General features: G+C 58.5%; 21 protein-coding genes, 1 tRNA gene and 1 pseudogene. 6 read left to right on the top strand and 17 right to left on the bottom strand.

The annotated features are described in order from the left end of the window. Positions 1-257: 257 nt before the first annotated feature. Together JAB1_RS30580 and JAB1_RS23055 are read left to right on the top strand one after the other, a co-directional pair. Complete coding sequence (locus JAB1_RS30580; protein WP_070281943.1) at positions 258-1982, top strand: methyl-accepting chemotaxis protein; 1725 nt, start codon at positions 258-260, stop codon at positions 1980-1982. A 441-nt stretch (positions 1983-2423) separates the two neighbouring features. Further along, entirely contained in the window at positions 2424-4727 is a 2304-nt protein-coding gene (locus JAB1_RS23055) for a TonB-dependent receptor (RefSeq protein ID WP_070282050.1), read from the top strand. Between the two features lie 84 nt (positions 4728-4811). Here JAB1_RS23055 and JAB1_RS23050 read toward each other — a convergent pair whose 3' ends face one another. Continuing rightward, positions 4812-6629 carry a hypothetical protein gene (locus tag JAB1_RS23050; RefSeq protein WP_070281942.1) on the bottom strand — a complete coding sequence of 606 codons (1818 nt, stop codon included), beginning with the start codon at positions 6627-6629 and terminating at the stop codon, positions 4812-4814. Positions 6630-7095: 466 nt separating this feature from the next. Beyond that, positions 7096-7364, bottom strand: a pseudogene (locus tag JAB1_RS30400) (IS110 family transposase); the annotation flags it as partial. 104 nt (positions 7365-7468) lie between these two features. Between JAB1_RS30400 and JAB1_RS23045 the strand changes: the two are divergent. Together JAB1_RS23045 and JAB1_RS23040 are read left to right on the top strand one after the other, a co-directional pair. Continuing rightward, positions 7469-7552, top strand: a tRNA-Leu gene (locus tag JAB1_RS23045). 155 nt (positions 7553-7707) lie between these two features. Continuing rightward, a complete protein-coding gene (locus JAB1_RS23040; RefSeq protein WP_070281941.1) occupies positions 7708-8673 on the top strand; it encodes a site-specific integrase in 966 nt (321 codons plus the stop codon). On the opposite strand, the gene JAB1_RS23035 is transcribed toward JAB1_RS23040, so the two are convergent. The 15 genes from JAB1_RS23035 to JAB1_RS22970 form a co-directional block, all read right to left on the bottom strand. After that, positions 8668-8931 carry a hypothetical protein gene (locus JAB1_RS23035; protein ID WP_083299899.1) on the bottom strand — a complete coding sequence of 88 codons (264 nt, stop codon included), beginning with the start codon at positions 8929-8931 and terminating at the stop codon, positions 8668-8670. The genes JAB1_RS23040 and JAB1_RS23035 overlap by 6 nt on opposite strands. Beyond that, positions 8928-9233: a DUF4406 domain-containing protein gene (locus JAB1_RS23030; protein ID WP_083299897.1), complete on the bottom strand. Its 306-nt coding sequence runs from the start codon at positions 9231-9233 to the stop codon at positions 8928-8930. The genes JAB1_RS23035 and JAB1_RS23030 overlap by 4 nt, the downstream gene beginning before the upstream one ends. Beyond that, entirely contained in the window at positions 9233-10234 is a 1002-nt protein-coding gene (locus tag JAB1_RS23025) for a hypothetical protein (RefSeq protein ID WP_070281939.1), read from the bottom strand. Before JAB1_RS23025 ends, JAB1_RS23030 begins: the two co-directional genes overlap by 1 nt. A 9-nt stretch (positions 10235-10243) precedes the next feature. Then, positions 10244-10366, bottom strand: coding sequence for a hypothetical protein (locus JAB1_RS30575; RefSeq protein ID WP_275527775.1), 123 nt, complete (start codon positions 10364-10366; stop codon positions 10244-10246). Then, on the bottom strand, positions 10363-10974 hold the full coding sequence (locus JAB1_RS23020; RefSeq protein ID WP_070281938.1) for a hypothetical protein: 612 nt from the start codon (positions 10972-10974) through the stop codon (positions 10363-10365). Before JAB1_RS23020 ends, JAB1_RS30575 begins: the two co-directional genes overlap by 4 nt. Continuing rightward, complete coding sequence (locus JAB1_RS23015) at positions 10971-11513, bottom strand: hypothetical protein (RefSeq protein ID WP_070281937.1); 543 nt, start codon at positions 11511-11513, stop codon at positions 10971-10973. The genes JAB1_RS23020 and JAB1_RS23015 overlap by 4 nt, the downstream gene beginning before the upstream one ends. Beyond that, positions 11510-12673 carry an RNA-directed DNA polymerase gene (locus tag JAB1_RS23010; RefSeq protein ID WP_175445110.1) on the bottom strand — a complete coding sequence of 388 codons (1164 nt, stop codon included), beginning with the start codon at positions 12671-12673 and terminating at the stop codon, positions 11510-11512. The genes JAB1_RS23015 and JAB1_RS23010 overlap by 4 nt, the downstream gene beginning before the upstream one ends. Before the next feature lie 197 nt (positions 12674-12870). Beyond that, the gene (locus tag JAB1_RS23005; protein WP_070281935.1) at positions 12871-13245 is read right to left on the bottom strand and encodes a four helix bundle protein; all 375 of its coding nucleotides are present in this window, start codon (positions 13243-13245) and stop codon (positions 12871-12873) included. Between the two features lie 18 nt (positions 13246-13263). Then, positions 13264-13626 (bottom strand): DUF1566 domain-containing protein, encoded by a 363-nt coding sequence (locus tag JAB1_RS23000; RefSeq protein WP_070281934.1) that lies wholly within the window; start codon positions 13624-13626, stop codon positions 13264-13266. 36 nt (positions 13627-13662) lie between these two features. Next, entirely contained in the window at positions 13663-14277 is a 615-nt protein-coding gene (locus JAB1_RS22995; protein ID WP_070282048.1) for a DUF1566 domain-containing protein, read from the bottom strand. 19 nt (positions 14278-14296) lie between these two features. Continuing rightward, positions 14297-14485 carry a hypothetical protein gene (locus JAB1_RS22990; RefSeq protein ID WP_070281933.1) on the bottom strand — a complete coding sequence of 63 codons (189 nt, stop codon included), beginning with the start codon at positions 14483-14485 and terminating at the stop codon, positions 14297-14299. Between the two features lie 255 nt (positions 14486-14740). Further along, on the bottom strand, positions 14741-14935 hold the full coding sequence (locus tag JAB1_RS22985) for a hypothetical protein (RefSeq protein WP_070281932.1): 195 nt from the start codon (positions 14933-14935) through the stop codon (positions 14741-14743). Continuing rightward, on the bottom strand, positions 14932-15729 hold the full coding sequence (locus tag JAB1_RS22980) for a hypothetical protein (protein ID WP_070281931.1): 798 nt from the start codon (positions 15727-15729) through the stop codon (positions 14932-14934). Before JAB1_RS22980 ends, JAB1_RS22985 begins: the two co-directional genes overlap by 4 nt. Positions 15730-15786: 57 nt before the next feature. Next, positions 15787-16227 (bottom strand): DUF1566 domain-containing protein, encoded by a 441-nt coding sequence (locus JAB1_RS22975; protein ID WP_139144658.1) that lies wholly within the window; start codon positions 16225-16227, stop codon positions 15787-15789. Between the two features lie 640 nt (positions 16228-16867). Continuing rightward, positions 16868-17368 (bottom strand): helix-turn-helix transcriptional regulator, encoded by a 501-nt coding sequence (locus JAB1_RS22970; RefSeq protein ID WP_070281930.1) that lies wholly within the window; start codon positions 17366-17368, stop codon positions 16868-16870. 112 nt (positions 17369-17480) lie between these two features. Between JAB1_RS22970 and JAB1_RS28970 the strand changes: the two genes are divergently transcribed. Beyond that, positions 17481-17798, top strand: a complete 318-nt coding sequence (locus tag JAB1_RS28970) for a helix-turn-helix domain-containing protein (RefSeq protein WP_071653403.1) — start codon at positions 17481-17483, stop codon at positions 17796-17798. After that, positions 17795-18283 (top strand): hypothetical protein, encoded by a 489-nt coding sequence (locus JAB1_RS22965; RefSeq protein ID WP_070281929.1) that lies wholly within the window; start codon positions 17795-17797, stop codon positions 18281-18283. The genes JAB1_RS28970 and JAB1_RS22965 overlap by 4 nt, the downstream gene beginning before the upstream one ends. Positions 18284-18513 lie beyond the last annotated feature (230 nt).

The raw sequence follows: 18513 nt of genomic DNA, 5'->3' as shown, positions 1-18513 counted from the left end.
CGCATGTCGAAAAGTTGTTTTTTTTGTCCGTAAAATCTCATTGATTTACTGAATTTTTTATGTGAAAATGATTTTAATAAATAAAACAAATAAATTATTTAAATCGGTTTTCAAGTAACGCAATCCTCACACCACGAATCCGTGTTCTGGATAGAGAAGCACTGCGCAGGCCACGACCCGTTGCCAGGCAATCGCCTGCCCTCGTCCCGCGCAAGCCCCCTTTCTAATCGTCAGCACGTATTTTTGGGAGAGACATCATGGATAAATTCACCGTACGCACCCAGCTCACTCTGGCTTTCGGCCTGCTGGTCTTTTTACTCATCGGCATCTCGGTCTTGTCCGTGCGCAGTTTTTCCATCTTCAACACCGGCTTTGACCAGTATGTCAACGGCATCACGGCCCGCGCCAATACGGCGCACCGCGTGCGTGACGCGATCGACATGCGTGCCGTGGCGGCCAGGAACCTGGTGCTCGTCACCAAGCCGGAAGACCTGGAAATCGAACGCAAGCAGGTCATGCAGGCGCACGCCGATGTCGTCAAGAACATGCAGCAGCTGCTGCAGCTGGCACAGCAGCCGGAGGTATCGGACGAGGTGCGCGCCATCATCAACAAGATCGACAGCATCGAAAAACGCTATGCTCCCGTGGCCCTAGGCATCGTGGACCTGGCGCTGCAAAAGAAAACCGAACAAGCCATCGTCAAGATGAACGAGGAATGCCGCCCGCTGCTGGCCGCCCTCGTCGCCGCCAGCAATGAATATTTCGCCCTGACGGACCAGCGCTCCGCTCTCATCCTGCAGGAAGACAACGAACGCTACATTCTCAACAGGAATATCCTGATCGGCGCCAGCTTGCTGTCCATCGTGCTGGCGGCCCTGGCGGGTTGGCTCATCACGCGTCACCTGCTCAAGGCGCTGGGCGCCGAACCGAAACAGCTGTGCGACGCCGTCAGCCTGCTTGCCGCCGGCGACCTGACAGGAAAACTCAGCGTCGCTCCGAACGATAGCGTCAGCGTGCTGTCCGCGCTGCAGCGCATGCAGGTATCGCTGACTTCGGTTGTGTCCTCCGTCCGCCAGGATTCCGACACGGTAGCCCTTGCCGCCACGGAAATTTCCACCGGCAATAGCGACCTGTCGCTGCGCACGGAACAGCAGGCCAGTTCACTGGAAGAAACCGCTTCCTCGATGGAAGAACTCACCAGCACCGTGCGCAAGAATGCGGAAAATGCCCGCGAAGCCAATGTGCTGGCCACGACCGCCTCGGACGTCGCCAGCAAGGGCGGCGCCGTGGTGGGACAAGTGATGGGCACCATGGACCTGATCAGCGAATCGTCGCGCAAGATTGTCGACATCATCAGCGTCATTGACGGCATCGCCTTTCAGACCAATATCCTGGCCCTGAATGCCGCCGTGGAAGCGGCGCGTGCCGGTGAACAGGGCCGCGGCTTCGCCGTCGTGGCCACCGAAGTGCGCGGCCTGGCCCAGCGCAGCGCCAGCGCGGCCAAGGAAATCAAGACGCTGATCGACGATTCCGTGAGCCGCGTCGATGCGGGCGCCAGGCTGGCGGCGCAAGCGGGTACGACGATGTCCGAGGTGGTCGCCAGTGTCGCCCGCGTCAGCAACATCATCGCTGACATCACGATGGCCAGCCAGGAACAGACCACCGGCATCGAGCAGATCAATCAGGCGGTGGCCCAGATGGATAGCGTCACGCAACAAAACGCGTCGCTGGTGGAAGAAGCGGCGGCGGCAGCCGAATCCCTGCGCGACCAGGCCAGCCACCTGGTGCAGACGGTGAGCATCTTCAAGACGCACGACGGCCATGTGGCGGCGCCCACGCCAGCATCTGCGCGCGCCAGCCGCAAGCCGCTGCGCCTGGTGCCGGCCCCGGCCAGCAGCACCGTCAAGCGCCAGGCAGCGCCGGCAAAACACCGTGCGGCGCAAGCGGAAACCGTGACGGCCGGCGATTGGGAAGAGTTTTAAGCGTTAAACCGATATGGGCATGCCGCCACGCATGCCCCCGTGACGCGCGCAGGAGATAGCCGCCACTGGCACCATCCCCTGTCGCGCAGCAACAACACGCCCCTGCCGAAAAAATCCGCGGCAGCTGTTGTATTTCCACTGTCCGGACATGGGCAGCACGGCAAACACCATCCCTCTTTTTGCGCTCCCGCAGGAAAGCCCATCCCCATGCCAGGCCACTTTTGCGCACGCGCAAGCCTGGCGGCACTCCACTATGCACCCGCCAGATATTGACGACAAATACGATTTTATTCGTATATTCAGTCGAAACGGATATGAATAGCCGTCGCTGGAAAATGGCATGAATACCAAAACTTTCCGTGCTAGCATGATTTTTCGTCCAGCTGGCCAGCGCCAGCTGGCAGCGTCCCAACAACCTTCACCGACAGGAGCCGTTTCATGATGACACCGCATGCCAGCACACGCGCCAGCACAATACGCCACACCCTGATTGCCCTGGCAATCACTGCCGCCTTCCCCCTGCAGGCGATGGCGCAGGCACAGGACAGCATCCCGGCGCCAGCCGCCGACGCGCCTGCGGCTCCGGCGGCACAGGCCGGCCCTGGCCAGCTGGAAACGGTGATCGTGACGGCGCAGCGGCGCGCGGAAAACATCAAGGACGTGCCCATGTCCATCGCCACCCTGAAAGGCGACAAGCTCGACACCCTGACGGCCGGCGGCGCCGACATCCGCTTCCTCAACAGCCGATCGCCCAGCGTGTCCGTCGAATCGGATTACGGCCGCACCTTTCCCCGCTTCTACATTCGCGGCCTGGGCAATACCGACTTCGACCTGAATGCCTCGCAGCCCGTGGGCCTGGTGATGGATGACGTGGTGCAGGAAAATGCCATGCTGAAAGGTTTTCCCGTGTTTGACGTCGACCAGGTCGAAGTGTTGCGCGGCCCGCAAGGCACCTTGTTCGGCCGCAACTCGCCAGCCGGTGTGATCAAGTTCGATTCCGCCAAGCCCGTCTTCAAGACGGAGGGCTACCTGAGCGGCGGCTTCGGCAAGGATGGCATGAAGAACCTGGAAGGCGCCTTCAACGTGCCGGTCAGCGACACGGTGGCCCTGCGCTTTTCCGGACAGACACAGCGCCGCGACGACCGCGTGCACAACCCGCGCCCGACCGGCACGCGCGACTTCGAAGGCTATGAAGACAGCGCAGGCCGCCTGCAGGTGCTGGTCAAGCCCACGCGCGACTTCAGCGCCCTGTTCAACGTGCACGCGCGCAACCTCGACGGCACGGCCACGCTGTTCCGCGCCAATATCCTCAAGCAAGGCACCAATGACCTGGTCGACGGCTTTGATTACGATAACTACCCGACCGACGGCATCAACCGCCAGCACCTGAAAACCAAGGGCGGCAGCATGCGCCTGAAATGGGACTTGCCCGGCGTCACCCTGCATTCGATCACCGGCTACGAAAAACTCGATTTCTTCAGCCGCGCCGACGTCGACGGCGGCTATGGCGCCGTGTATGCTCCGCCGATGGGCCCGGGCTTCATCCCCTTCGTCGTGGAAACGGCCGACGTGATCCCCAACCACAAGCAGATTTCGCAGGAATTCCGCGCCGAATCGTCTGCCCGCGGCCCGCTGCAATGGATAGCCGGCTTGTTCTACTTCAAGGAAGATATCCAGATCGACAGCATCAGCTTTGACAGCCTGGCGCCCGGCAATCCGCAAAACAGCGCCTACGCCACGCAAAACCAGAGTTCGAAGTCGTACGCGGCCTTCGGCTCGCTCAACTACACGGTCTCGGACGCCCTGAAACTGCGCGCCGGCCTGCGCTACACGACCGACAAGAAGGATTTCTCCGCCAAGCGGGTAGAAGCGACCACGGCTGGCCCCTTCAACCTGAACGACACCTCGCACAACATCAGCTGGGACGTGAGCGGCACCTATGTGCTGACGCCGGAAACCAATGCCTATGCGCGCATCGCCACCGGCTACCGCGCGCCGTCGATGCAGGGACGCCTGAACGGCCTGGCCGACCGCCCCTCGTTTGCCGGCGCCGAGAAAGCGCTGTCCGTCGAGGCCGGCATCAAGCAGGATCTGTTCGACAAGCGCGCGCGCCTGAGCGTGGCCGTGTTCCAGTACCGTGTAAAAGACAAGCAGCTGACGGCTGGCAGTGGCGCCGTCAATATGAACCAGCTGATCAATGCCGACAAGGCCACGGGCAGTGGCGTGGAACTCGATTTCCAGGCGAACCTCAGCGACTCGCTCAGCATGACTCTGGGCGGCAGCTATAACCACACGGAAATCCAGGACAAGAAGCTGTTCGTGCAAAGCTGCGGCAACGCGCAAAACAACCCGGCCAGCGGCTGTACCGTCACCGACCCGCTGGGCCCGTTCAAGGGCACGGCCTACATCGACGGCAACCCACTGCCGCGCGCGCCGGAATGGCAAACCAACTTCACCCTGAAATACAGCATTCCCCTCGCCAATGGCGAGTTCTACGCCTACACGGACTGGGCCTACCGCACCAGCTACAATTTCTTCCTGTATGAAGCGAAGGAATACAAGGCCAAGGAATTGCTCGAAGGCGGCTTGCGCGTCGGCTATAAATGGGACAAATACGAAATCTCCGCCTACGGTCGCAACATCACCAACCAGATCCAGTCGCTGGGCGCCATCGATTTCGACAACCTGACGGGCATCATCAACGAACCGCGCACATATGGGGTGCAGTTCAAGGCGACGTTCTGATAGCCGCCGGAAGCACCGCGCACAGGAATGCCCTCGGCGCCAGCTGAACGGCATTTTTCATGCCCGTCCGCTGGCCACCCCGCTTCAGCGTCCCGATAATGCGCCTATTGTGGCATTGTCGGGCGCGTAAGGCTGTCCGTCAAAGTAACGCCTGCCGATATTCGCCACCACCTTCCCGACATGTCCGGCTGACACGATGCGCATGCTCTCGTCATGCATCCCCATATTGGCCACGGTCGCGTTACTACCTATGAAATGCGGACCAAAGATACTATTTTGATCAAAACTGCTGCCGGCCATACGCGCCTTGTAGGTCACGATATTGTTTGTCGTGCCATCAGCTCCTGTGTAAAAACCGTCGCCGCTCATACCGCTTCCTTCCGTGAAATAAATATTCCGGTCGCCCGTCGGACGGCCGGCTCCGGGGTTCAGATTGACCATGCGGGGGAAACGCGCCACAAGCGGATCGCGCTTGAAATATACAAGGTTGTTGCTGAAATTGACGAAGCCATCGGCTGCAGTCCCGTCGACATAAAGTGCCGTACACTGCTGCTTGCCTGCGGGATCGGTTAGCGCCTCATCGTAATAGATCGTGTTTTGATAGACACTCAATCCCTTCCCTCCCGATATGCGCACTCCGCGAAGTCCTGGCAAGACAATCATATTGTGATGCGCAACGTTATCGAAATTCCTGGTGTTCGTGGCATCGTTGTTGGCCAGGCTGCCGGCACTGTGATAGTTGTTGGCGAACCAAATACCACCGGAAGCATAAGCAAGATGGCGCCGGTCGCGCGTCGTGCTGTAATAGCCATAGTTGTAGCGGATGATGCTGTTATCGTTGGATGACCAGAGCTCCACGATTGAATTGCCGCCGCAATTGCTGCTGTTATTCTTTTCAACGATAAGTCCCGAAGTGCAGCTGTATTCAATCGCGTTGTTAAGTACATCGTCGATGCGGTTCCCTGCCACGTAGCCCCCTTTCAGGCGTATCGCGTCTGACAGTCCAATGATAGCGATACCGTCCGAGGCAAGCACAGGACCATCGGCGCCAGCCTGGGTAGCGCGGCAACCGACCAGGCTGATATCGGTGACACTGACGATGGCATCGACCACTCCAGACGTCGGAGGCGTCACCGAAATGGAGACATTGCGTGCCTTGCGCACATCAAGGCCGCAGACATGGATGTGCCCGGTGTGCGGCACGTTCGAGTAGTTGATCATGATGCCATGCTGGCTACTCGAAACCTCCATTTGTCCCAGACGTGGATCCTCACCGCCGTAGGGGCGCACGTACAAGATGCCGTTAACGTACGCACTGCTGCCTTCCGTGATCAGGCTTGCTGCGGCGCTGCCAGAAAATGTCTTCTTCCACAGACGCACTTCATTTTGCCAGCAGTCATGCTCGATGGCGCCCATGGGATAGGACCAGATATTCGCTGCGCCGTCCACCAGCGTCCAGTTCAGGACGACCGCGCCACTCGTAATGATGGGTAATGCTTCGGCATCGCCATACGGACAAATGGTGAATGGCTTGCCAGGCGAACCGTACACGTCCAGTTGCAGGCCCATTGGGCCCGTCACGCGCAAGGTCGTTCCCCGCTTCATGCCCAGTACCTGCCCGGACATATTTCCATTAATTACCAGCATTAACTGGGCCTGCGTGAAATACGGATGTTTCAAGGTTCCCAGTCCAAGGCTGGATGTGGCGCTGGGATCGAAAAACAGGGAAGGCCGGCGAATAAACCCCTTATCGTACAGATCAATGCCGCTCAGGGTATCGTCGAGCCATGTCAATCCTTTCGGCACATTGATATCAAGGCTCAGCGGGATCGCATTCAATTCACGGCCCTCCTCTGAAGCAGTAGTAGTGTGCGGTTCGGTACTAGCGATTTTTTTTTGCATGACAACTTTCAAACAAGAAATTGAGGAAGCGTCCCGGCGTGCGGGACGCGTGATTCAAGCCTTGGGGGCAGTGATGGCAAGGATATGGCCGCTTTGCTCGCGCACCTTGGCCGGGCTTGCAATGATCGCAGCCTCGCATGAGATGGAGGTGCTGATTTTTGCCCCCTCCTTACATTGACCTTGCGGCCATAAAAATCTATGGTTATCTATCCTATGGTTACCCTCCCTTTGCAAGCTGATTGTGAATGATGCAAGCAGGCTCGCTTCAATCTGTCCGACGTCTGGCGGGAGATGATTCTTCTCGCTACGATGAGGGTCGCGCCTGTCGCCGCTTAAAAGAGCCGCCAGACCTTTGACAGCCGATTTTATGCCAGCTTATCCTTCAGACCGGTGTGCCGTTCACGTCATCCAATGTCAGCAGTCGCCACCAGATAAGCGTGCTACAAGAATGGCACGCACGTTGCGGCGCCGGGAGTGTTTGTTGAGCCTCCATTGTGGGCGCGACGAAACGCATGGCGGGGCGGCTAGCCGCCGCGCAAATGGCTTCGGCATCAATGAAGTTCGCTTCCGCACAAGCCGCCATGACAATGGTGTATGGGTAGAATTTGGCGAAAAACTCGATCAGTTATTTGCTTCTGCCCCCCTTGCGCGGCAATATTTTCCACAACGCTCCTGTCCGTGGACATGAAGACTGTATTTGCCGAGATCAATGCCGACGAGCGTAACGTTGTCCAGTAAGCACCCACCAATCTGGAGAAGTAACTCGATCAACCTGACTGACGCAAATGCGGCGCAGCATGGCGTTATCTATATCACTTGTGCTAGAATCTTGCCGCGCTGCCCGGATGGTGAAACTGGTAGACACTGGAGACTTAAAATCTCCCGCCTGTAAGGGCGTGCCGGTTCGATTCCGGCTCCGGGCACTCAGAACAAAAAACGCATAGCAGTACAAAACCCGCTTTTCTCTATTTTCATAGGGGAAAGCGGGTTTTTTTTCGTTTGTAGAAAACGCAAAATGCGGCATAGAACACCGAAATACTGCTACCATTTGCCAAAATTTACCAATGGATTTACCAAAATGGCAGCTCCGGTCAAGGATGGCAAGATTTGGCGACATCGCCTCATGGTCAAGGGTGTTCGGGTGTCAGGCACCTTTGAGACCAAGGCCGCCGCCCTCGCGTGGGAAGCGAGCCAGCGCGTCCAGCTGGCCGAAGGCAAGGCCAAGGTTGTCGAAGAAACTTGCAAGGATGCTTTTGAGCGCTACGAGCGCGAGGTTTCCAGGAACAAGGCCGGGAAGCGCTGGGAGGTCAACCGCCTGGCCGCCATGGGCGCCACATCCCTTGGCACCGTGAAAATCGCTGACGTCGATGAAACCCATGTGGCCGCCTGGCGCGACGAGCGACTCAGGACAGTATCGGGGGCAACGGTTAATCGGGAAATGAACCTGCTGTCGCACGTGTTTTCAGTCGCGCGCAAGGAATGGAAGTGGCTTTCGAAGAGTCCCACGACCGATGTGGCACGGCCGAAGGTCAAGCCACCCAGGGACAGGCTGATAAGCGAGGACGAAATTACCGCCATCTGCCTGGCCCTGGGCTGGGATCAAAAGGCCCCCGGCATGGCGCCAACGACGAAACAGCATCGCATCGCCCTCGCCTTCCTATTCGCCATTGAAACGGCTATGCGGGCGGGAGAAATATGCGGTCTGAGCAAGGCGGACATTTCGGGCCGCGTGGCCAGGTTGAAAATGACGAAAAATGGCTTTCCTCGGGATGTGGCATTATCTCCGCGCGCGCAGGAGATATGGGCGATGGTGCCGGACGGTTTTGATGTTTCGTCCGCCTCCCTAGATGCTCTTTTCCGAAAGGCCCGTGAGCGGGCTGGCGTCAAAGGCCTCACTTTCCACGATACCAGGCACGAAGCCATCACCCGCCTGGCTGGCAAGCTGGGTGTGCTGGATCTGGCGCGCATGGTCGGACACCGCGATATTCGGCAGCTCCAGACGTATTACAACGCAACTGCCGACGATATCGCGGCGAAGCTATGAGGTGTGCTTTTCTGCCCACGCGATCACCTCGCGGGCTTTGTACAGCGCCTGAGATCTCCCTTCCACCGGCAGCCGGATAGGCCGCGGGAACGTCGGCAGGCACACTATGTCGCTGCGTACACGTGCCGCTGAGCGCTTGAAATAGGTAGCCAGGCAGTTGGTATCCCAAAGGTCAACCGACAGCGGCAAAGCCGGCCGTTGCATTTTTTCGATTGCTTCGGCCAGCTTGGCCAGAACGTCAGTTTCGGTGGCGGTCATGCTTGTGCTCCCATTTTCTTCAGTGAAGTAACGCCAAGCCCTAGCAGCTTGGCGAGTAAATACTCAATGCGCGCGCCCTTGCTGAACGGCCAGCCCGGCAGCATCACCAAGCAATCGACGCTCGCCACCTGCGCCACGCTCATGCGCATGTAGCCAAGCCAGCTACCGCAGTCTGGCACCGGGTTCTCAGCAGGGTTGATCACGATGTGGCCGGCGGCACGCAGCACCACCGCCGCATGGTTGAAAGCCGGATAGTTGAATTGCGGATACCCGGTCATGGGGCCGGCGATGTATACACGCATCACTCGCCTACTCTACTGGCAGCGATAGCGGCTTCGATGGCGCGATGCCAGCTGTCGTAGCATTTCTGCGGGTAACCCTCCGCGGGCCGCGATTCTTTGCCATCGCGCTCCGCGGGAAGCCATACATTGCAGTATTCACCATCCATGCTCCAAGATATGCGCGCACCGGATTCGACCATCCACCGCAGGTATTCCGCATCCTTGGCATCGCCCTTCAACGTTTCCAGTTCATCCTTGACGGTCTTCAAATTCACCATCAGCGCCAGGCCAGCGCGTACAAGCTCGGCTTTTTCGTCATCGATATCGCCCTGCGCTGCTGACGCTATCGAACTTTCCGGCAGCGCGTGCCGGTTTTTCTTCAGTGAGCGTATTGCGTCAAATGCGCTTATTGCAGCGATTGTTTCGGATTCCCCGGCTCGCTCGGCAACGGCTTGCACGGCTAATTCCAACGCCGCATCGCGCCAGCCATCCGGCACGGCCACGGGCTGCACCGGGGCGCGGTTATGCAATGCCCATGCGGCTTTTGCGGCTGGCCCCATGACATAACCGGGTTGGTCATCAGGAAGGCTTTCCAGCTTGTCCATGGCAGCGCTCAACTCGTCGAAATCGGGCTTATGCCATTGCAGGCCATGCTCGTTCTCTTCGGCATTGTCCATCGCGTCATAGGCCAGTCTTGTGACTTCAAGCAGCATTTCCAGCACCGGCTCTTGCGCCTGCACCGGGGCGGCTGCGAGGGCGGCACGGGCTTGCCAGCCATTCCAGCAGGATTCCAGATGCTTATTCGCGTATTCATCCCGTCCGCCAGGTGATGGCGCGCGGCTGAAGTCAAGCTTAGCGGGGAAGAATCGCAAATCGTTCATTGCCTTTTCAAACGCCGCCCGTTCATCCGCTACCACTTGGGGCGCGGCGAGTTGCTCAATGTACGCGATAAGATCGTCAACCAGAGGATCGCTGCCTTTCTTGCCATCAATCCACTTCGGCAAAGCAATTTTCATTTTCATATTCGGCTTTCAGGTTATCGCAGCCAAGACGCCCAACAGGGTCGCCGCCACGTAAATCAGGATCAGGGCCGCCGCTACGCGTGCGGCGCCAGGGCTACGCTCGCTGCTCGGCACTTCGTCGTTGTCGGTCATGCTGCCTCCGTGATTGCAGGCTCGCCGGCTGGTGGCGCATACAGGGTTTGGAAGGCAGGCAGGTCATCGCCATGCACGCGGAAGCCTTCCTCGCCGAACACAAACCGCCCTGGCCATCGGCCGCCTGGAAAACTGAAGTCGACATACGCCCGCATGCCGCCGCCATACGCTGCCTCCAGGCGCCAGCCGTAGACGTACACCTCCGTCACATGGCAGCCTGGCAACTTGGCCTCGACCAGTTCCTGCAGCGCGGCACCCGCCGCCGCATTCGCGCGCTGCCGGGCGAAGTGACTGGCCATGCAGGCTTCGCAGCAATACGGATCACCGGCCGCGCTGAACGTCAATTCTTCCATGTCCCGAGTTGCCCAGTTGCTGCAGCCGTGGCGGCGGCATTCGAACTGCCACCCGGCCTCGATCAGTGCCCGGGCCGGCACAGGGCCAGGCGCATACTGGTCGTATTCAGGTGTGCGCATGCACGAATCGACGCCACCCCACTCGCAACCGATTTCTCTGCCACCTTCGCGGCGCGCCGCCGCGCTGCTGGCGGCGTAGCGAATCACGGTCATGTCCTCGCCGTCGCTGACCTGATAGGCTTTCAGGCGCTTCATGGAGCCACCACAACATTTCGTCGAGCGCATTCGCCCTCATACTCCAGCCAGGTTTCGACAGCCGCCCCGTTACGCTTCACGATATTCCCATTCTTGTCCGTCTTCGGGCCGCGGACCATAATCACTGCGCCACGAACATTCCCCGGGTCTATCGCCAACCAATCACGACAGAATTGGGGTGCGTCGAGTTCCGGACTGATCTTGGTCAGACGAGTGGTTTCCTTGAAGATCCTCTCGGCCAATGCGTCACGTAGCGAACTCCACTCTGCCATCGTGTAACTTTGGTCATTTTTTAAATCGTGAGTGGGAGTTTTCTTGCTCGCGATGTACCGGCACATCGAACGACTAACGCCATATATGCAAAAGGCTCCCATGACTATGCCCCCCCCTTTGGCGCACTTGATACAGCGGCCGTGCTGTGCCAGTTGGCGTGCAGTACTAGCCTTGCCACATGCGCACCGTTTGCGGATCAACGAATACACCGGGCCCTTGTTGTTTGCCTGGTGCTGGCGTTCAACACGCCCAAGGTCGTACATCATGCTGCTCTCCTATAGGTTTTTGTCAGGGATTGATTGACGCAATGCCCGCGCCGCATCACCGCGCGCGCCAGCGCCGCACGGTCGGCGTGGCTGCTGTCCGCCTGGCGCAGCAGGCCGAAATAGCTGTTGGCAGCCGCGAACACGTCGACCGCCGGGATGCCTGCAATACGGCTGGTCGCCTCGTGCACGGTGCGGCGCCGAGTGTGGCTGTGCCAAGGCTTGATGACCTGGCCAACGAAGTCCACGCCGCGCTCGATAGGTTGCAAGATGGTTTTGGTGGGGTTCAGGTTGGCGTGCAGCACACGCGGCAGGAACTCGTTGATGTTGGCCAGCGCCGCGCCCAGCCACTGCGGCGATTCGTGCAGCAGCAGGAAGTCGTCGACGTAGCGGATGTAGTGGCGGGCGCCGATGCGGTGTTTTGCGTGCTGGTCCAGCGCGTCCAAATAAATATTTGCAAAGAACTGTGACGACAGGTTCCCAATCGGCAGGCCCAGGTGCGCCGGCTGATTGACCAGGAGTTTGTGCGCCGGCACGCGCGCCAGCAGCTCGGGCGCGCCGCGCAGCTGGTAGTTCTCGCGTGGGTCGTGAAACAGGATCGTCTCGGCCAGGCGCAGCCACCACGGCTCGCTGACGCGAGCGGCGATCTGCCCGCGCAGCACGTCCTTGTCGATGGCGACGAAGAAATTGGCCAGATCGCACTTCAGGTAGAAGGCGGGCCGGGCCCAGTTCTGCGTGACACTGCGGATCTTCGCTTCGAGCCGCTTGGCCGCGTACATCGTGCCGCGCCCGGGTATGCAGGCGCAGGTGTCCTTGATGAACGAGGCGTAAAAGCGCGGCGCGATTTTGTTGTACAGCAGGTGGTGCACGACGCGATCACGGAAGTCGGCAGCCCACACCTCACGCGCTTTCGGGCGCGTGACGACAAAGCAGATCGACTGGCCAGGCTGGTAGGTGCCATCCTGCAGGTCATCGAACAGGTTGATCAGGTTGCGCTCCAGGTGCTGCTCAAACACCAGGGCGCTGGGGGTATTGCGCTTGCTGCGGCGGCAGTCGAAATATGCGACGGCCAGCTGCTCGAGCGTGAAGTCCGCATCGGGATGATCTGCGGACGGCGCGGGCGCGGCCCTCGTACGAGCGGTTGTTGTTGTTCTGGTTGCCATTGTTGAAATTCTGATTCCACGCGTTAGAGGGGCCGGCCTGCGTCAATTCGTGCTATCTACGTCGCCCCACCGAAGGCTATGCCGATCAGTGGAGAAACTGCGCCAGGCCTGCCTGGACGCCGCCAGGTGGTTACTGTGGTGCGCATAGCGGTGGCCTTGTGAGCCAGCGGCACGACCAGATTAAATAATTCGCACAGTCAACTCGGCCTTGACCGGGAAGATGCAGGCGACGATGCGGTGTATTTCTTCCAGCCGCCGGCCTGCTTGCCGATCATGCTGGTCAGTGCGATGGCCCGCGCATACTGCGCGACGGAGATAAAGCGCAAGTCCTTGGAAAGCCGGAACAGCAGCTCGATCACCTGCGCGCGCTCGAGCAGTTTGTCGAGGTACGGTGTTTTGTCGCCCGCGACGTTTGCGCGGAAGATCAGCACCGTCAAGCGCACGCACTCGTCGCGGATTTCCTTGCCGACCGATGCCTTGAAGTCGCGGGGCATATTTTTGGTCAGGTCGGTTGCCACCACCAGCAGGTCGTAGGCAACTTTGGAAATCGGCAGGTCGGTATGGTTGGCCATGTTGAAATGGTTAAAGGATTAAATTTCTAATCTGCGGACGGCGCGGGCGCGGCCCTCGTACGAGCGGGTGGTGTCGTTCTGGGAGCCATTGTAGAAAGTCTGAGTCCACGCGTTAGAGGGGCCGGCCTGCTCACTGGACCAGTAGTAGCGCGGTTCGAACTCGTGTTTCAGGTTCGCAAACAGCAGCGCCTGCTCGGCGCGTGTAGGCAGGCTGTGGCCGAGCTTCTTGGCCCAGTCCATAGCCGCCTGCCATTTCACGCCAGTTGCGGCGCCTGGTTGCAGGAACAGGTGATAGTCGGCGGCGCCGTCCTTGCCGAGGATCAGGCCAGCGTAGATCTCGCCTTCCTGCAGGTTCTCGGCCATGAATTGTTGTTTGCTCATGCTGGGCTTTCGAAGTGAAAGAAAATTGATGAATGATTAAATTGGCAATCTGCGGACGGCGCGGGCGCGGCCCTCGTACGAGCGGTGGCTGAAGTACTGGCTGCCATAGTGGAAATACTGAACCCACGCGCCAGAGGGGCCGGCCTGCGTGCTCGACCAGTGCCAGACCGCATCCAGCGCCTGTGCGCCACCTTCGCGGAAGTCGGCCACGCCGGTCTGCGCCGGCCGCTCTTCCGTGTAGTGCCGCCCCATCGGCATGCTGCTCGGATTTTCGCCGTCACGGAACGATGCGGAGTTTTTCCGAGCTGTCGGCTTGAGGTTGCGATAGATCAGCTCCAACTCGTCGCGTGCCGGGATGTACCAGTCATCAAAGCCTTCGATGACGCTGCCGCGCACGGCCTTGGCCAGCTCGCTGCCTGCAGCGGCCATGGCGGTCGTGTTGACCAGGCCATCGGCATAATCCTCAGCGCCCGGCACGCTTTCATCTGATGCGATCCAGCGCCCCTTGAACTCACCAAACAGCTTTGGCGACACGACCAGGGCGAATGCTTTGCCATCGACTTTGATCAGGCCAGCGAAGAAGCCGCCGCCAAATGCGGCGCCAATGGCGCCCGGGGTATTTGCAAGTGCTGCTGGGGTGTTGATATCCATGGTTTCCTCGTGGTTAAAATCAGTCGTGATCATTGGCTTGCAGCTTTTTCACATCAATACGCACGCGGCGCTGCATGTGCCGGCGGGCAAGGCATTTCAAAATCAATTCGTAGTGGCGCTGCTTCAGCATGTCGTCGAGCGACATAGTGGTTTGCAGCGCGTGGTGCGCAATTTCCAGCGCGGCGCGGTCCGGATCGGCGCGCGGCATATCAGAATCCAGTCTGATAGACACGCACCGCCTTGACGGCAGCGCCAAACTGGCCGGCGCCCAGGCGCCGGAAGTGGCGATACATGTGCAGCAGGGTGATCATCTTGCGCATGGCAATTCCTTACGCTGGTTTGACGGTGATGGAACAGGCGCCGAATCGATCCAGGGCGGCCATGTGCACGGCGCAACTATCGCTGCCGATGGCTGGATAGGTCAGCAAGCGGCCTGCACTGCGCACAGTGACCGTGAAAGCCATCATTGCGGACCACCGATAGGTGCGCTTGCAAGCAAACCTGAAACCAGCGTCGCGCCGACGATGTCGTGGTGCTGCAACGAGCCTGCCAGTTCCGTGATAAAGGCGTGCACGCGCGCATCGGGGCAGCCAGGCGCATGCTCGTGCGCTTCGCCGGCGCAGCGGCGGATCATTGAGAAGAAATCGTTGGCGCTCATGCGGCACCAATATCGTCAAGCAGGCGGCGCATCAAGCTGACCGTTTCCGGCGCCACAGCGCCAGACAGCTCATAGTCAAGACTGGCCGTACGCATCGCCCCGGCCATTTCAGCGGAATACGCCATTCGAGCAGCTGCCGTACGGGATGAACCCAGTCCGCGCGCCATTATCGAAACAAACGCAATGCGCTCGCCGCGATCATTGGCCAGACTGTACGTCAAGCTCCCGGGAAGATGCAGCGGATTCCAAGCCAGCGTTGGTGCCACGCGCGCTACGCCATGAGGGCCTGGCGCCGTTGTCGGCTGCCGGGCAGATAAGCCGGATCGATCAGCTATTTCTGCCGCATGCTCAACAGGCAAACGGCGCACGGCGCGCGCACGGCATTTGTTTGCCTCTTCGCCAAGCTGCTGGTTTTCATTCCCAAAATGCTGAGCCCAAGCCTGATCTGACGAAGCGCTATCGTGCGCGCTGGACCAATACCATTCAGGATAAAAATACTCCTTCAAATTCACTGCCAGCAAGCGCTGCTCACGCAGGCACGGCAGATCGCCACCGACTGCCCGCGCCCACTCGCTGGCGTCGCCCCAACCCACATCAACAACATCACCAGGAAGCAGCACCAGGTGCATATCGGCATGACCGGCTGGGCCTTGAATGATGCCGGCATAAATGCCACCGCCGAAGGATTCGCCGATAGCGACAGGGATAGCAACAGGCCCCTCCCCGCCGTTAAAAGGCGGAATGGGGGCAATGTCTACGGCGGTAGCTGCTGCGACGCTGATGGTGTTGTTCATGTAAGGCTCCGGCTACTGTAGAAGTGGGTCGAGCTTCAAGAGAAAATTAATGAAGGATTAAATTGGCAATCTGCGGACGGCGCGGGCGCGGCCCTCGTACGAGCGGTAGCTGTCGTGCTGGGTGCCAACGTTGAAAAGCTGACCCCACGCGCAAGAGGGGCCGGCCTGCTCACCCGACCAGTACCAGTCCGACTTGAACTGGTCTTTCAGGTTGGCGAACAGCAGCGCCTGCTCGGCGCGTGTCGGCAGCGAGCCGCCCACGGATTCGGCCCAGGTGCCGGCGGCTTCCCAGGACAAATCCACGCCCTCCCCGTCAACCAGCACCAAGTGCTGATCAGGACCGCCATCCACGCTGCGGATGATGCCGGCATAGATGCCGCCGGCAAAAGCGGCGCCGATGGCAGAAGGGATAAAGCCAGGCTGGAAGGCTGGCGGGATGAAGGATTGGCTGCCGAAATCGGCCGCTTTGGTTAAATGCGCTGCAACGGTGCTGGTCATGGCAGGTTCCTTAAGTGAAATTTTTTGAAACGATCTTGAGATCGCGAATTCTCGCTCTTGAATTGAACTATACGTATGCGTATTGTTTGTGTCAATACGAAAACGCATAATTTTTCGCATTGCATCTTCTTTGTATTTGGTTCGTATATGAAGGACGAAAAAAAACCCGCATAGGCGGGTCTTTTTTTGAGGGGGCTGTTTGATTTCGGCCGAGAAAAGAGGTGTTGCAGCGTCGGCGTCTCGCTACATCACTTCTAAATGGCTCGCGATTGCAAAGATATCGTTAATTGCTCATTTGCAGAGGAAGCGGATTTCACCCTCAGGATATGCGCCAGGGCGCAACCCGACTGGGCGCTCTTGCGTGGCCAGTATTTCAATCTGCTTTCTCTGGGCAGCGCAATGATTCCCTGCCTCGCGTGTTGCATCCGCAACCAATGTGCTTGGCGATGTCCAGAAACCGGTACCTTGGTTCAGTATCATGTACGAGTCTTGACCAGTAGAAATAACCCCTGTTTGAGTCGCGCACCCAGAGACAATGCAAATTGATGCGGCAAGGAATAATTTATTCATTATGTCCAATTTGGAAAATAATTGACTTATACATAACAAATTTGCTAATATCATTGTAGGACAATTCCTACTACGAAGATTGCGAGCTTTGTTTTTTGCCATGGAAATTTTCATCCAGAGAATCCCAAGACATCTCTTTGGGCTTTCTTGGATGCATAGAGTTTTCTAGCTCTTCTATCAGCCTCACATTTCTTTCTTGCCTGGACCTTATCATTGCTGAAAATTCGGCAATATCATCACTCCCCAAGTGATGCAAAAGGCCAAGCCACTCACGCTGCCTAGCATCCAAAAGTGGCATGTCTTCCGCAACAGCTTTGACGCCTTCCTGCTGGATGAGTTCAGTTTGAAATGTGGCAAGGTCCCGATCCCTCAAGTCCGCAACTGAAACTCCAAAGTACTTCGCCAAGGGCTGCAGCGTCTTTGTGCGAGGGTCATCACTCTCGCCGGTCAATATGCGAAATATAGTTGGCTGTGGCACACCAGTCTCAGAGGCGAGCGCATACGGGCTGATTTTTTCCCCCATCAGCCATTTCAAATTATTCCTTACAAACAACATTGATGCCTTTTTCATGTTTGAAATATACGCGGGCGAATAGTCCGCTTCAATGTTTTATGTGATACCGCATTGACAGCAATACGTTTTCGTATAAAAATGGGCGTACTTAACCATATGAATGCGTGCCATGCCCCTCAGAACACCCCAAGAACTCGTGAAATTTCTAGTTGCTGAGGGATACTCGCAAGCAGTGATTGCAGAGCGTGCGGGGGTCAAACAGCCGACTATTAGCAGGATTCTTTCTGGCGATCATGATGACCCAAAGAGCTCAGTTCTCATAAGGCTGAATCAATTTGCCGATGAAGTTCACGCACACGCCCAGATTTCTATGGGCCACGCCGGCCGGCAGCCTCCATCCCCCACCAATATCCTCGACACCGTGCCGCCGCGCAGCGTCGTGCTGCCCGCCATCCCGCCATCGCTCGATCCAAAGGAAAAGCCATGAACCGCACCACCACCCACGCGCGCTGGCGCGTCCTCCCCGTCCACCTGGTCGCCAAGCTGTTCGGCGTGCTGATCAAGGTGGAAGGCATGCCCTTCGGTTCGAACCGCACGCGCCTGGCAAACTCGCCACGCCGCGAAGATGTTGCGGGTGGACAGGTTGGTGGTCAGTTCACCGTCGGCGGCAGCGGCAGCCAGCTCGCAAATCGTGACCGGGACGCGCTGGTGGTGTTGCTGACGCAGGTTATTGCGAACTCCAGTGCCCACTTCGTAGTGGGGCCATCAGATGCAGCCGAAGCAGCCGCTCTTGCTTTTAGGGCTGGCTTATCTGCGTTCGAGGCAAATCTGCAGCCAGTTGCCCCCGAGCCGCCACAGCGTCCTCTGGGTGTGGATGGCCTGGCGGGATGCCAGGAAGCCCGCCACTCGCCTGTCTGCGCAAGCTCAGGTGGCACAGCAGAATGTGGCTGCCGGTCAGCTACCGCTGCTTGATGGCGTTGATCGTGTCCGTTTTGATAGCGATCGGGTCGATCTGTGCCGAAAGCACCTTATGGCATTTCGGGCAATTCAGAGTGATGCATTTCCAGCTCCCACCTGCCGCATACCCGGTGGGAGTTTGGATGGTCAGAGATCCGATTTGCTGATCGCAGTAAGGACAAATAGTCATGGGATACACCTTTCAAGTTGATTGCTTTGTGGAATTAGTAATTTAACACGTTGGT

The organism is Janthinobacterium sp. MP5059B (assembly GCF_001758645.1).
GTDB lineage: Bacteria > Pseudomonadota > Gammaproteobacteria > Burkholderiales > Burkholderiaceae_D > Janthinobacterium > Janthinobacterium lividum.
Note: the sequence above shows the minus strand (reverse complement) of the source record. Positions and strands in the feature narration are given on the sequence as shown.

Coding starts and splice junctions, on each gene's coding strand:
- JAB1_RS30580 (WP_070281943.1), top strand. CDS start 258: ATGGATAAATTCACCGTACGCACCCAGCTCACTCTGGCTTTCGGCCTG.
- JAB1_RS23055 (WP_070282050.1), top strand. CDS start 2,424: ATGACACCGCATGCCAGCACACGCGCCAGCACAATACGCCACACCCTG.
- JAB1_RS23050 (WP_070281942.1), bottom strand. CDS start 6,629: ATGCAAAAAAAAATCGCTAGTACCGAACCGCACACTACTACTGCTTCA.
- JAB1_RS23040 (WP_070281941.1), top strand. CDS start 7,708: ATGGCAGCTCCGGTCAAGGATGGCAAGATTTGGCGACATCGCCTCATG.
- JAB1_RS23035 (WP_083299899.1), bottom strand. CDS start 8,931: ATGACCGCCACCGAAACTGACGTTCTGGCCAAGCTGGCCGAAGCAATC.
- JAB1_RS23030 (WP_083299897.1), bottom strand. CDS start 9,233: ATGCGTGTATACATCGCCGGCCCCATGACCGGGTATCCGCAATTCAAC.
- JAB1_RS23025 (WP_070281939.1), bottom strand. CDS start 10,234: ATGAAAATGAAAATTGCTTTGCCGAAGTGGATTGATGGCAAGAAAGGC.
- JAB1_RS30575 (WP_275527775.1), bottom strand. CDS start 10,366: ATGACCGACAACGACGAAGTGCCGAGCAGCGAGCGTAGCCCTGGCGCC.
- JAB1_RS23020 (WP_070281938.1), bottom strand. CDS start 10,974: ATGAAGCGCCTGAAAGCCTATCAGGTCAGCGACGGCGAGGACATGACC.
- JAB1_RS23015 (WP_070281937.1), bottom strand. CDS start 11,513: ATGATGTACGACCTTGGGCGTGTTGAACGCCAGCACCAGGCAAACAAC.
- JAB1_RS23010 (WP_175445110.1), bottom strand. CDS start 12,673: ATGGCAACCAGAACAACAACAACCGCTCGTACGAGGGCCGCGCCCGCG.
- JAB1_RS23005 (WP_070281935.1), bottom strand. CDS start 13,245: ATGGCCAACCATACCGACCTGCCGATTTCCAAAGTTGCCTACGACCTG.
- JAB1_RS23000 (WP_070281934.1), bottom strand. CDS start 13,626: ATGAGCAAACAACAATTCATGGCCGAGAACCTGCAGGAAGGCGAGATC.
- JAB1_RS22995 (WP_070282048.1), bottom strand. CDS start 14,277: ATGGATATCAACACCCCAGCAGCACTTGCAAATACCCCGGGCGCCATT.
- JAB1_RS22990 (WP_070281933.1), bottom strand. CDS start 14,485: ATGCCGCGCGCCGATCCGGACCGCGCCGCGCTGGAAATTGCGCACCAC.
- JAB1_RS22985 (WP_070281932.1), bottom strand. CDS start 14,935: ATGAGCGCCAACGATTTCTTCTCAATGATCCGCCGCTGCGCCGGCGAA.
- JAB1_RS22980 (WP_070281931.1), bottom strand. CDS start 15,729: ATGAACAACACCATCAGCGTCGCAGCAGCTACCGCCGTAGACATTGCC.
- JAB1_RS22975 (WP_139144658.1), bottom strand. CDS start 16,227: ATGACCAGCACCGTTGCAGCGCATTTAACCAAAGCGGCCGATTTCGGC.
- JAB1_RS22970 (WP_070281930.1), bottom strand. CDS start 17,368: ATGAAAAAGGCATCAATGTTGTTTGTAAGGAATAATTTGAAATGGCTG.
- JAB1_RS28970 (WP_071653403.1), top strand. CDS start 17,481: ATGCCCCTCAGAACACCCCAAGAACTCGTGAAATTTCTAGTTGCTGAG.
- JAB1_RS22965 (WP_070281929.1), top strand. CDS start 17,795: ATGAACCGCACCACCACCCACGCGCGCTGGCGCGTCCTCCCCGTCCAC.